General features: G+C 66.5%; 7 protein-coding genes, 1 other RNA gene and 1 pseudogene. 4 read left to right on the top strand and 5 right to left on the bottom strand.

Annotation, left to right across the window (positions count from 1 at the left end; translation table 11 throughout):
• Nucleotides 1–202 precede the first annotated feature (202 nt).
• The 3 genes from ACFY1U_RS44865 to ACFY1U_RS44875 are packed head-to-tail and all read left to right on the top strand — an operon-like array spanning nt 203 to nt 8,357.
• Entirely contained in the window at nt 203–6,940 is a 6,738-nt protein-coding gene (locus ACFY1U_RS44865; protein ID WP_390699851.1) for an RHS repeat-associated core domain-containing protein, read from the top strand.
• A gap of 8 nt (nt 6,941–6,948) precedes the next feature.
• On the top strand, nt 6,949–7,392 hold the full coding sequence (locus tag ACFY1U_RS44870) for a hypothetical protein (protein WP_390699852.1): 444 nt from the start codon (nt 6,949–6,951) through the stop codon (nt 7,390–7,392).
• Between the two features lie 5 nt (nt 7,393–7,397).
• A complete protein-coding gene (locus tag ACFY1U_RS44875) occupies nt 7,398–8,357 on the top strand; it encodes a DUF3710 domain-containing protein (RefSeq protein WP_390699853.1) in 960 nt (319 codons plus the stop codon).
• Nucleotides 8,358–8,700: 343 nt separating this feature from the next.
• On the opposite strand, the pseudogene ACFY1U_RS44880 reads toward ACFY1U_RS44875, so the two are convergent.
• The 3 genes and pseudogenes from ACFY1U_RS44880 to ACFY1U_RS44890 form a co-directional block, all read right to left on the bottom strand.
• Nucleotides 8,701–10,019, bottom strand: a pseudogene (locus ACFY1U_RS44880) (IS701 family transposase).
• A gap of 175 nt (nt 10,020–10,194) precedes the next feature.
• A complete protein-coding gene (locus ACFY1U_RS44885; protein WP_390699854.1) occupies nt 10,195–10,395 on the bottom strand; it encodes a DUF397 domain-containing protein in 201 nt (66 codons plus the stop codon).
• Between the two features lie 8 nt (nt 10,396–10,403).
• Nucleotides 10,404–11,249: a helix-turn-helix transcriptional regulator gene (locus ACFY1U_RS44890; RefSeq protein ID WP_390699855.1), complete on the bottom strand. Its 846-nt coding sequence runs from the start codon at nt 11,247–11,249 to the stop codon at nt 10,404–10,406.
• Between the two features lie 231 nt (nt 11,250–11,480).
• Here ACFY1U_RS44890 and ACFY1U_RS44895 point away from each other — a divergent pair, with 231 nt between their 5' ends.
• The gene (locus ACFY1U_RS44895; RefSeq protein ID WP_390699856.1) at nt 11,481–11,912 is read left to right on the top strand and encodes an ATP-binding protein; all 432 of its coding nucleotides are present in this window, start codon (nt 11,481–11,483) and stop codon (nt 11,910–11,912) included.
• Between the two features lie 58 nt (nt 11,913–11,970).
• Here the strand turns inward: ACFY1U_RS44895 and ssrA are convergent.
• Nucleotides 11,971–12,365, bottom strand: a transfer-messenger RNA (tmRNA) gene (gene ssrA, locus ACFY1U_RS44900).
• 126 nt (nt 12,366–12,491) lie between these two features.
• Nucleotides 12,492–13,034, bottom strand: a complete 543-nt coding sequence (gene smpB, locus ACFY1U_RS44905) for an SsrA-binding protein SmpB (RefSeq protein ID WP_344402999.1) — start codon at nt 13,032–13,034, stop codon at nt 12,492–12,494.
• Nucleotides 13,035–13,112 lie beyond the last annotated feature (78 nt).

Raw genomic sequence — 13,112 nt, forward strand, 5'->3', positions numbered from 1 at the left:
GATTTTCAGAAAGACCATGCGGATACGCAGGGCACCGGCGCTGTGGATCGTCGAAATCACAGCACTGGGCCTCTTGGTCGGACTCCTCGCACCAACAGACGCAATTGCGGCAGGCCATTCCGGCAACTACCTCGTAAAGGCGAAGAAGGCACGGTCGGTACCCGTCTCGCCGGTCAAGGGCAAGAGCCCGAAGGTCCCGCGCATGGCACGCTGGAGCGCTGCCCAAGCGCACAAGGCCTGGCCCGCCAAGGGTGTCGCCGATGTGGCGGTGCCCGCACACGGTGCCGCCGCCAAGCGAGCCGGCGATCTCCCGGTGACCGTCGCCGCGGCGAAGGTGACGCGCCGGACCGACGCCGGCACGCGCGTGCACGTGACGCTGCCCGGACAGACGGCCGCACAGAAGCTCGGCGTGCATGGCGTGGTCTTCACCGTGCAGCCGGACCAGGCCACTTCAGGCGGGACCGCCCAAGTCGGTCTGGACTACTCGGCGTTCAAGGACGCCTACGGCGGTGACTGGGCGGGGCGGCTGCGGCTCGTACGGCTGCCTGCCTGCGCGTTGACCACCCCGAAGTCCCCCGCCTGCCGCAAGCAGACCTCGCTGGCCTCGACCAACAACGCCAGCACCCAGACGGTCTCGGCCCAGGTCCCGCTGTCCGCCGCCACGACCACGCAGCCGCTGGTGCTCGCCGCAGCCGCGACCGGCTCGGGCGGCGGCGGCAGCTACGGCGCCACCTCGCTGGCTCCGTCCGGCCAGTGGTCGGCGGGTAGTTCGAGCGGTGCCTTCGGCTACTCGTATCCGATCTCCGTGCCGGACGTTCCAGGCAGCCTGACCCCGAGCGTGTCCCTCGACTACAGCTCGCAGAGCGTCGACGGGCGCACCTCCTCGACCAACGCCCAGTCCTCCTGGATCGGCGACGGCTGGGACTACTCGCCCGGCTTCGTCGAGCGCAGCTACGCCTCCTGCTCCGACGACGCGGCAAACGGCACGCCCAAGACCTCGGACGAGTGCTGGTCGGACGCGGTCGACACACTCACCCTGTCGCTGAACGGCTCGTCCAACACGCTCGTCCACGACGACGCCACGAACACCTGGCACCCTCAGGGCGACAACGGCGAGAAGATCGCGATCAAGACCGACACGGTCAACGGCGACAACGACAACGAGTACTTCGTCGTCACCACCGCCGACGGCACGAAGTATTACTTCGGCCTCAACCGCCTTCCGGGCTGGGCGTCCGGCAACGCGACCACCAACTCGGTGTTCACCGCCCCCGTGTACGGCAACGACTCGGGCGAGCCCTGCCACGCCTCCACCTTTGCCGCCTCCTGGTGCCAGCAGGGCTACCGGTGGAACCTCGACTACGTCGTCGACCCACACGGCGACGCGATCAGCTACTGGTACACGCCGGAGACCGGCTACTACGGCCGGGACAACGCCACCACGGCCACGCCCTACACTCGCGACGGATACCTCTCCAAGATCCAGTACGGGCAGCTGGCGGGGAAGGTCTACGACAGCACCGCCCCAGCAGCCGCGCAGGTCTTCTTCGACACCTCCGAGCGCTGCCTGCCCGACTCCAGCTTCGACTGCGCCTCGTCGAAGATGACCACGGCGAACGCCTCGCACTGGCCGGACGTCCCGGTGGACCAGGTCTGCGCTTCGTCAGGCACCTGCAACAACCACGGCCCGGCGTTCTTCACCACCAAGCGCCTGACGGGCATCCGCACGCAAGTCCTGGTCGGCACCGCCTACCAGGACGTGGACGCCTGGTCGCTGACCCACATCTTTCCGCCGACCGGGGACACCACCACCCCTTCGCTGTGGCTGAGCCAGATCGTGCACACCGGCAAGGACGGCGGCAGCCTGGACCTGCCACCGGTGAAGTTCGAAGGCCAGGCCCTTGCCAACCGAGTCGATGGCCTGGACGGCTACCAGCCCATCACCCGCTACCGGCTGACCACTGTCACCACCGAGTCCGGTGAAGTGATCACGGTCAACTACAGCTCTCCGCAGTGCCATCGCGCGGGCACCACCGTGCTGCCGTCCAGCCAGGACGCCAACACCTATCTTTGCTATCCGTCCTACTGGACACCGCCGGGCCAGACTTCGCCGCAGCTGGACTGGTTCAACAAGTTCGTCGTCAACTCCGTGACGGCACAGGACTCGACGGCCCATGGTCTCCCCGTCCAGACCTCCTACAAGTACGTCGGCGACCCGGCCTGGCACTTCAACGACGACCCGCTGACCCAGGCCAAGTACCGCACCTGGAACCAGTGGCGCGGCTACGGCACGGTCGAGACCCGCACCGGCACGTCTCCCGAGAAGATCACTCTGTCGAAGCAGACGTACTTCCGGGGCATGGACGGCGACAAGACCTCGTCCGGCACCCACAGCGCCACGCTCAACGACAGCGCCAACGACGACCCGCAGAAGGACTCCGACTGGCTGGCCGGCCAGACCTTCGAGACGCAGTCCTACAACGGCGACGGCGGTGCCCTGCTGTCTGACGCGGTCACCGACCCCTGGAGCTCGACGGCCACGGCCACCCAGTCCCGTACGAAGGCGGGTCTGGACCCGCTGGTCGCGCGCCGCACCAACATCCAGCGGGCCCGCACCACGACCACCAAGGCGGACGGCACCAAGCTCACCACCGAGACCGACTACTCGATCGACGGCGCCACCGGCCTGCCCAAGTCCATGGACGACAAGGGTGACGTCTCGACGTCCGCCGACGACAAGTGCACCCGTACCTGGTACGCCCAGGACGCTTCCGGCAACCTGCTGCCGACCCCGCGCCGGGTCCAGGAGGTCTCGGTCTCCTGCTCGGTGACTCCGGACAACACCAAGGACCTGCTCAGCGACGACCTGACCTTCTTCGACGGCTCCACGGACAACAACGCGACGCCCACCAAGGGCGATGTGACGATGGTCCAGAAGGCCGACTCGGTCGCTGCCGACGGCACCATCCACTACGTCACGGCGCTGCAGAACACGTACGACAGCTACGGCCGCGAGCTCACGGAGACCGACGCCGACGGCCGTACGACCACCACCGTCTACACCCCCACGACGGGCGCGGCCCCGACCTCCATTAAGGTCACCCAGCCCAAGGTCACCGGCCAGACGGCGGGCTTCGCCACCACGACGACCCTGGACCCGGCCCGAGGGCTGGATCTGAAGACCACGGACGCGGCCGGTTACTCCAGCACCAGCTCGTACGACCCGCTGGGTCGCCTGACCGCCGTGTGGAACCCGGGCTTCTCCACGAGCAACAACCCCAACACCAAGTACACCTACAGCCTCTCGCCGTCCGTGCCCTCGACGGTCACCACCCAGACGCTCACCGACGACAACGCCTACCGCAGTTCCATCTCGATCTATGACGCGCTGCTGCGCCCGCGGGAGACGCAGTCGGCGACGGTGGACGGCGGCCGGGTCATCACCGACACCGTCTACGACACTCACGGTTGGGCCGTCAGCGCCTCCGACGCGTACTACAACTCGGGTGCCCCTTCAGGCACGTTGGTGGACGCGCCGGACGACAAGACCCCCTCACAGACCGGGACCGTCTACGACGGCGCGGGCAGGGTGACAGACTCGATCGCCTACCACTTCGCCTCGGAGACCTGGCGCACCACCACCGCCTACCCCGGCTCGGACCGCGTCGACGTCACTCCGCCCGCCGGTGGCACGCCCACCACCACCTACACGGACGCACGAGGCCAGACGGTCAAGCTGCTCCGCTACCACGGCACCACGCCCACCGGAGCCGCCGACACCGTCACCTACGCCCACGACGCGGCAGGCCACCAGACCGGCCAGGACGACGGCCAGGGCCATACCTGGAGCAGCCACTACGACCTCCTCGGCCGCCGCACCTCCCAGACCGACCCCGACACCGGCAGCTCCTCTTCCACCTACGACAACGCCGGTCAGCTGCTGACCACGACCGACGCCCGCAGCAAGACCATCAGCTACAAGTACGACGAGATGGGCCGCAAGACGGCCGAGTACGACACGACGGGTGGCGTGACACCCTCGACCAGCAACGAGCTGGCGTCGTGGACGTACGACACGCTGAAGAAGGGCAAGCCCACCGCCTCCACCCGCTACGTGGGCGGCACCGGCGGCTCCGCCTACACGCAGAAGGTCCTTGGCTACGACAGCCACGGCTGGGCGCAGGCCGACGAACTCGTGATCCCGGCGGCCGAGGGCGCGCTGCAGGGCAGCTACATCCACCAGAACACGTACAACCTCACAGGCACTCTGAGGAGTTACACCGACCAGGACCCGACCGCCGTCACGCTGCCGCAGGAGACGGTCAGCTACAGCTATGACGCGTTCAACCGTCCCACCGCCGTCGGCGGTGACGTCGGCAGCTGGGACTACGTCGACAAGCTCTCCTACACCGAGTTCGACGAGCCGTACCAGTTCACCTACGGCACCTTGGGCAACTTCGCCCAGCAGACTCTCAACTACGACGACCAGACCCACCGCCTGACGGATTCGTCCACCACCACTAAGTCCGGCACCGCGATCGCCGACAAGACCAGCTACGCCTACCAGCCCTCCGGCAACGTCACGAAGATCACCGACAAGCTGGAGACCGGCTCGACCGACACCCAGTGCTTCAACTACGACTGGGCCCAGCGCCTCAAGGCGGCGTGGACGGCCACCGACGACTGCGCGGCCACCCCCACCCCCGGATCATCCACCACCGTGGGCGGCCCGTCGCCGTACTGGCAATCCTGGAGCTACGACGCCACGGGCGCGCGCTCCCAGCAGGTGGACCACGACCCGTCCGGTGACACCTCGCACGACACGACCGCCAGCTACACCCCGTTCGACACGGGCAAGGGACCGGCGCATGCCGTGTCCCAGGTGGACAAGGTGACGCCGGGTGACTCGGCTTCCAACACCACGAACGCCTACACCTACGACGAGGACGGCAACGTCCTCACACGCACCACTCGCGCCGGCACCGACAGCTTCAAGTACGACGACGAGGGCAACCTCTCCGAGCTCGCCTCGACGGGCTCGGCCGGGGACACGAAGTACCTGTACGGCGCCGACGGCAGTCTGCTGCTGCGTCACAGCCCCGACGCCACCACGCTCTACACGGGCGATGAGGAGATCACGCTCAAGAAGGACGCCACCAGCGCTGACGGCGTGCGCTACATCTCCATAGCCGGCGAGACCGTGGCCATGCACTCCTCCGACGGCAAGTTCACCTACCTGATCCCGGACCGCCAGGGAACCGGCACGCTGGCGATCGACTCCCAGACCCAGCAGGTCACCCGCCGCCAGTACAAGCCCTTCGGCGAGACACGCGACCAGTCCGGGACATGGATCGGACAACGCGGCTTCGTGGGCGGCACCCAGGACGACAACACCGGCCTGACCAACCTCGGAGCACGCGAGTACGACCCGTCCATCGGCCGCTTCCTCAGCCCGGACCCCCTGCTCGACGCCGGCGCCCCGCAGTCCTGGAACGCCTACGACTACGCCGACGACACCCCGGTCACCACGTCCGACCCCAGCGGTGCGTGCGCGGAACTCGACTGCCCGACCCGCGTCTGCCCCGCCTGCATCAACGGCACGCCGGGCGACCAGGACTCCATGAACCGGGCGATGCACGACTACCCGGGTTCGGGCAGCACGCCGAGCAACACAAAGGCGTACGCCAAGAGGTACAAGGCCGACATCAGCAACAGCGCGGCCAACACCCGGGCGCAAGAGCGAGCCCTGGAACGCCAGAAGGCCACAGCAAACGCAGCAGTCGCCGCGGCCAAGAAACAGGCATCAGGCTTCAAACACCGTCTGCTCAGCCTGGTCGCCGACGTCATCGGCCTCACGGACGCCTACAACTGCTTCACCAAAGGCGACGTCATGGGCTGCGTCAACACAGCCCTGACCGCCGTGCCCTGGGGCAAGGTCTTCAAGGCGATCAAGGTCGGCATCGAAGCCTTCAAGGTGTGGCGCGCACTGGACCGGGCCTATACGGCGGTCAAGGACGCGGAAGAAGCCGTGAAGGTCGCCGACGATGCGTTGGCAGCCGAGCGGATGGCACTGGACGCGGCGAAGACGGAAGGGGCAGGCGCGGAGGCGGTGGAAGCCTGTGCAGTGCACAGCTTCGTACCCGATACCGGGGTGCAACTGGCCGACGGGGCCTCGAAACCAATCAGCAAGGTCAAAGTCGGCGACACAGTCCTGGCTACGGACCCGCAAACCGGCGTCACGGCCCCGGAGAAAGTCCAGGCCGTGATCGTCACCCACACGGACAAGGACTTCACGACCCTGACGGTGGACGCGACACCGGTCCGCGGCCCGCCTTCACACGCTCACGCTCAGACCCACACGTCTGCGCAGCAGCTCCTCACCACGACCTGGCACCACCCCTTCTGGGACGCCACCCGCGGCCGCTGGACCGACGCCCGGGACCTCATTCCGGGCACCAAACTCCGCCAGGCCGACGACACGACCGTCACGGTCACTGCGGTTCACAACTTCCACCAGCACCAGGTCACCTACGACCTGACCGTCGGGAAACTGCACACGTATTATGTGCTGGCGGGCTCGGCGCCAGTGCTGGTGCACAACTGCGACGAGATCGAAGAAGCCCACGTCCACGTCAACAGCCTGAACGAAGCCCGGGACAAAGCCCGCACCGCCGCAGGCTTGGGAGACGACGCCGTGCCCTTCAAGCAAGAGCTCGGTCCGCTGAAGGACAAGTACTACTCCGGAATGCAGAGTCCGGACGGCTTGCGTGGCTGGCGATTGGACTTCGACCCCAAATCCCCCAAGGGTGTGCACATGAACTGGTGGGACAAGACAAGCGGTTCGAAACGAAACTCTGGATGGAAATCCGGTGCGGTGATTCTGGACGGGTTCACGGAAGGCGATTTCCGTGGAATCGTCAACACATTTCCCCTGACGTAAGTCGAGGCATGAACTACATTGACAGTGAACACCTCCAGAACTGGATCAAGAGCGGGCAGGCTTCGGTGGTGTCGGCCGAGGTCTGCCGGGATTTCCATGACGTCCTCCTGACGTTCCCCTGGACGCCTACGCGTATCGACTGGGGAGCGGTGGAGCACGTGACCATGGACCTCGACGAGGTCGACAACGCCGCGGTCGCAGCCACCGCAAGAGCCCGGAAGGCCCCTCTGCACACTCACGTGCTGGTGCTTTTCACTCCGGATCAGCCTGGTCTCGTCTGCAGGACAGAGGATGCTCTGGAAAACCTAGATCACCTTTACTGGAAGGCTCCGGGCGCGCGGTACTTCTGTGGGGCCGATGCCAGCAAAGGCAGGTGGGAATATCACCACCACGACTTCGGGGAGTTCGACGGAATCGCCAAAGTGACGCTGCGGGTGCAAAGATCCGCCTGACTTCGATGAACCAGGCCAGGGTGGTTGCCGAGGAAATCGTCGAGCGGTACGGCCGGGACGGACGCCTGTCCGCGGAGAGCCTCGCTTCGGCGGAGTTCGGCGTCTGGGACCGACTGACTCCGGGCGTGCTGCTCATCATGGCCCTTGGTCTTGCCGCGGTTGAGGACCCGGCTTTCGCTGAGGGCATCGCGGAGTCGGGCGATACGATGCTGCCGCGACTGATCTCGGGAGACTTCCAGGCGATCGAACTGGGCGTCGAGGCTGCGGCCATGAGCTGGGGGCAGGCGGTGGCCTGGCTCTCGGAGTGCGTCCGGCGCCCCGATGCGCCGGCGAGCACCCTCGACGCTCTGCTGTCGCAGGCGGAAGACCTCTGGTTTGAGGTTCTTGATTCCGGCGAGATGACCCGTCCTCAGGTGCGGGACGGCGAGTTCGGGCCCTGGGATGCGACCAAGACGCCGACGTCCGCCGGAGTGGAGCGGCTCGACTACGGCGTGCTGAGGGTGCCGCGGTTGGAAGGTGCGCGCATTCACCCGCTGAGGGCCGGCGGGCGCGCCGTCGGAGTGGTCGTCTCCCTAGGTGATCATGCCCTCAGCCTCCAAGCGTTCAGGGTTCCTCTCGGTTCGGTCTGGGGCAAGATCCGCCCGAAGATCATCCAGGAGGTCAGGGATCAGGGAGGTACGGCGGAGGACGCCGAGAGTAGCCTCGGATCCGAGGTCCGCGCGCGGATTCCTGTAGTGAAGGATGGGCAGCGAGTGCTTCAGCCGACGCGGATCGTCGGATGCGACGGTCCGGGATGGCTGCTGCGTGGGGGCTACGGAGAGCCATCGGCACTGACGGATTTGGTGGATCCGCGGGCCCATCACCTCTTCACCCAGACGGTGGTCGACCTGTCAGCGGCGGAGGAGCACCTAGACACGACCGAGGAGATCACGAACCTGGAGGTTCGCTGGCCTACCACGGAATGAGTCGGACCTGCGGCGTTCGAATTCAAAATTCGACAGCCCGAGTAGGCAGGATTGGCCGTATGGTCCCCGTTATACGGCAATGCAGCCCCATTCCCGCTGAAAGATCAAGGAGCCCGTCGCACGGACGAGCAGCCACTGTTAATGGGTGCGCCGACCGAAAGCGGCTGAGACAGGTGCAGACCCTGGCCTGTCCGACTAGCCCTGACGGTCTACGAGATGCGGCGTGGTGTCACGCTGGCCAACCAGCTAATACTCCAGTTGCACTTCTCCATATGCCCTGGTCACGGGGCCCTTTCGGAGTCTAGTTGGCTGACGCTGCATCAGGGGGGTGGTGGTTCGTGACTCACTCGATCGGGGCGCGTGCGGCGCTGGTAGTGGCAGCGGCGGGCGACGGCCTGGTGGCGTCGGCGCCAGCGGGACCAGTAGAGCCGCCGCGCGGGCGACCGGTGCCGGGCCGAGGAGGGACGGGCAAGGTCCAGGAGCCGTCGGACTTCTGCCACGGTGAGGGGAACGAGGCTGGTAGTGTCGTTTCTGCGGCCCCCTTTTCGAGGGCCTGGGCCGTCATCGCCGCCAGGAAGGCGTGCGCGAGCATGGCCAGGGTGATGTGGCGGTACCAGCCGACGTAGCGGCGGACCTCGTACTGGTCCAGGCCGCACTCGTTCTTCGCTGCCTGGAAGCACTCCTCGATGGCCCACCGGGCGCCGGCCACCCGAACCAGTTCGGAGACAGCAGCGTCCGCCGGTGCGAAGGCCAGGTAGTACGCGATCTCCTCGGGACGCGCCAAGCTGCGACGGGCCAGCACCCAGCGGCAGTGGGCGGGATCCGAACCCTCCACGGTGGGCAGTTTCGCCGCGGCCCAGTCGTAGACCCGCGGACCCTTCGCGCCGTCACCGCAGGAGATCCGCTCCCACGCCTCGGCCGGGGCACCGGTCAGGACATGGTCGATGCGCCAGCTTCCCGCTGGAGACTTGACCTGCTGCGACTTGGGCACGCCAGGACGTAGCCGACACCGGCTTCCTCCAGCATCCGCCGGAAGTGCCACTCCTGTCCGTAGGCCGCATCGGCGGTCACCCACGCGATCGGCAGTGCGGAGTCCAGTGCCCGCCGAACCATGGCACGGGCAAGGTCCGGCTTGGTCGCGAAGGACTTGGTCTCCGGAATCCGGGCGGCGCGGCACCGGTCGGAATCCTCCGTCCAGGACTTGGGCAGGTAGAGCTCGCGGTCCACCAGGGCCCGGCCCTTGGCAGAGGCGTAGGCGGCGAACACTCCGATCTGGCAGTTCTCCGTTCGGCCGGCGGTCCCGGAATACTGCCTTTGCACCCCGGCGGAGACGGTGCCCTTCTTGAGGAAGCCGGTGTCGTCCACGATCAGGACACCGTCCGGCTGCCCGAGCCGGTCGGCCACGTAGTCCCGCAGGTCGTCACGGATCTCGTCCGGGTCCCACTGGCACCACGACAGCAGTCGCTGCAGCCCGTACGGGGTGTCATTGCCTGCGTGCTCGGCTATCTGCCAGCTGTTCTTCCGGCCCACCGGGCCCAGCAGTCCACGCACGTAGTCCCGCATCCGACGCCGCGGCTCGACGCGGCCGAACCGCTCGCCCACCCGCAGCAGCAACGACTCCAACTCGGCATCCCACGAACCGACTTCGGCATCGCTCTCCATATCCACGACCGGTTCAACGCGCCCCGATCGAGTGAGTCACGAACCACCACCCCCCTGATGCAGCGTCAGCCAACTAGACTCCGAAAGGGCCCCGTGACCAGGGCATATGGAGAAGTGCAACTGGAGTACTAACCGGGGACCCCATCGAGGCGGTGACTTTCGGGCCCATGGCTGATCAAGAGTCACGTAGCAGCTGGGCCTTGAGGTCTTCGACGAAGGTGGTGAAGGTTCGGGTAGGGAACATGAGGACGCCGGCGGTCGGGTCCTTGGAGTCGCGGATGGATATGTGGGTGCGGCGGTCGGAGATCTCTACGCACGCATCGCCGTCGCCGGGCCCGGAGTAGGACGACTTCCGCCAGTCGCCGGGAGTGTTCATGGAGTGCCTCACAGCTCTTTCGTCAGCCTGTGGATGAGGTCGCGCGACCGCTCGGGATCGAGCGACACGGCCTCCACTTTATGAAAGAGCGTTCGAAACGATCCCAGCTGGGCTTCGGAATCGATGAAGGCTGCGCCGTGCGGGCCATCGCGTACGACGGTGTCCAGTCGTGGCAGGGCGCCTCCTGCATACGTCATTGCGCTCGTGGCGCCGGCGAATCCTTCCAGGTCGAAAGGGATGACGCGGACGGTGATGTGGTCCGCTTCGGAGAGTTCGACCAGGCGGGCGAGCTGTGCTCGGGAAGCGGCGCGGTCACTGACCATGATGCGCAGCGCCGCCTCGTGGATGACGGCTTCGTAAAACGTGGGAGAGGGGCCCTCGAGGATCACTTTGCGTCGCATTCGGTGCTGGACGCGCAACTCTAGGTCTTCACTGGGGAGTTCAGGGACTCTGTAGCCGTAGACGGCCCGAGCGTATTGCTCCGTCTGGAGCACTCCGGGGATGTACAGGAACTGGACTTCCCGCAGGAACGTGGCATGGTGCTCCAGTTCGGCGAGGTCGAGGAAGGGAGCGGGAAGGAGTTCGCGGTACTCCTCCCACCAGCCGCGTGTGCGGTCGGTGGCCATGGCCACCAGGGCATCGATCAACTCGTCGTCGGGGCATGAGTAATTGGCGGCGAGCAGGCGCAGCCGCTTCTCGCTCACACCTGCGAGCGCGGACTCGATGTGAGTGATCTGGGCGGGGCTCACTCCGAGCAGAGTTGCCGCCTCGCGGGCACTGAGGTCCGCTGCTTCACGGAGTCTGCGCAGCTCGGTCGCCAGCCGGGTCTGGCGTGCCGTCGGTTCGCGCCTCAAGGGTCTCGACTGCTCCTAGGTTCAACGCGCCTACGGGCGCGACTCGTTCGGCGTCAGATTACGCGACCAGCTTGCCTCATCTATAGATTTAGATCTACGGTCGGTGACGCGACGCACACGATGCGGAACCCCGGGACCCCGGAAGCGCACCGCCCCGTCCTGCCATGACGGCTGCGGCACTGCCACCGCCCGTCGGCCGCACCTCCCCCACCACTCGACCGGAGTTGACGCATGCCCGAAAGCGAATCCGAACCCTGGGAATACTCCCTCCGCATTCCGAACGACCTTCGCGCCGTCACCGTCAGTCGCCGCACCCTTCGCCTGATCCTGACGATGCACGGGCTCATCGGCCTCGTCGACGTTGCCGAGCTGCTCGCTGCGGAGCTGGTCTCCAACGCCGTACGGCATACCAAGGGGCCCGCCGAACTGCGGGTGTGCTGGTTGGCGGGCGGTGTACTGCGGATCGGGGCCTGGGATGCCGATCCAGCACCGCCCGAGCCGCCGGGGGACCTGGGGCGACTCATGCAGGCGGAAGAGGGGCGCGGGCTGGGGTTGGTGCGGGCGTGCTCCAGCCTGTGGGGGTGGCAGCCGGTGGCCAGGGGAGGCCGCCGGGGCAAGTTCGTGTGGTGCGAGCTCACGCAGACTTCGGCCTCCGCGGCGTGAGCCCTTACAGACAAAGGCCCCGCCGCTCGAAAGCGACGGGGCCTTGCCCACATGGGATGAGTGGAGATGGCGGGAATCGAACCCGCGTCCAACGGTGCGGAATCAGGGCTTCTCCGTGTGCAGTTCGCTGCGATTTTCTCGGCCCCGGCGATCACGCGAACAAGTCGCCGACGGGCCCAGTCACTGTTTGATTTCCCTCTTCACCCCGTGACCGGGATCAAGGTTTAGTCCCCTAGCTGATGCCAGGATCCGGGTCGGGAACAGCCCCGGGCTGACACTCCCATTAAGGAGCTATTCGATCACTACCTGATCAGGCAGCGAGAGCGAAAAGCTCGGGAGAATCGCTCTTGGAATTGGCGATTATTTTTTGCGACATATGGTTTACGAGATCATTGCCGCTTCCTCGACACGCTTCCCCTGCTTCGACAGCCGCTGTCGAAACCGATCATCCCCATGTTGTGTTGTCAATCCCTCCGGAGAGGGCCCCTCCGAAGAGGGCGTGCACCCGCCGTGGAGTGCAGTGCCATCGTACGTGAACAACGAGCGACGATGCCACCGTATTCCCGGGCGCCGGGTCGGCTACACGCCGCGCTGCCTGCGCTTCGCCGCCGCGATCGCCCGGTCCGACTCCCGCCGGTCCTGCTTCTCCCGCAGGGTCTGGCGCTTGTCGTACTCCTTCTTGCCTCGTGCGAGGGCGATCTCGGCCTTCGCACGGCCGTCCTTGAAGTACAGAGCGAGGGGCACGATCGTGTGACCCGTCTCCTGCGCCTTGGACTCCAGCTTGTCGATCTCCTCGCGGTGCAGCAGCAGCTTGCGCTTGCGGCGCGCGGAGTGGTTGGTCCAGCTGCCCTGGTGGTACTCCGGGATGTGGGCGTTGTGCAGCCACGCCTCACCCCGGTCGATCTGGACGAAGCCGTCGGTCAGCGAGGTCCGTCCTTCGCGCAGCGACTTGACCTCGGTGCCGGTCAGCACCAGGCCGGCCTCGTAGGTGTCGACGATCGCGTAGTCGTGCCGGGCCTTCTTGTTCTGGGCGACGATCTTGCGCTTGCCGCCCTTCTCGCCGTCCCTGGCCTTCGCGGCCGCCCCGCCCTGTTTGGGCTGGGACTCCTTCGGTACGTACATTCCCTTGCTCATAGTGCCGTCCATTTTCGCACTACGCGGGGGTGTGCGGGCCAGTCCTTTAACCGGCATCCATCCGGC

This window comes from Streptomyces sp. NPDC001351 (assembly GCF_042896045.1).
Taxonomy (GTDB): Bacteria; Actinomycetota; Actinomycetes; order Streptomycetales; family Streptomycetaceae; genus Streptomyces.

Excerpts from the sequence above, each read along its gene's own strand:
- ACFY1U_RS44870 (WP_390699852.1), top strand. The coding sequence starts at position 6,949 with ATGAACTACATTGACAGTGAACACCTCCAGAACTGGATCAAGAGCGGG.
- ACFY1U_RS44865 (WP_390699851.1), top strand. The coding sequence starts at position 203 with ATGGCACGCTGGAGCGCTGCCCAAGCGCACAAGGCCTGGCCCGCCAAG.
- ACFY1U_RS44885 (WP_390699854.1), bottom strand. The coding sequence starts at position 10,395 with ATGAACACTCCCGGCGACTGGCGGAAGTCGTCCTACTCCGGGCCCGGC.
- ACFY1U_RS44895 (WP_390699856.1), top strand. The coding sequence starts at position 11,481 with ATGCCCGAAAGCGAATCCGAACCCTGGGAATACTCCCTCCGCATTCCG.
- ACFY1U_RS44875 (WP_390699853.1), top strand. The coding sequence starts at position 7,398 with ATGAACCAGGCCAGGGTGGTTGCCGAGGAAATCGTCGAGCGGTACGGC.
- smpB (WP_344402999.1), bottom strand. The coding sequence starts at position 13,034 with ATGTACGTACCGAAGGAGTCCCAGCCCAAACAGGGCGGGGCGGCCGCG.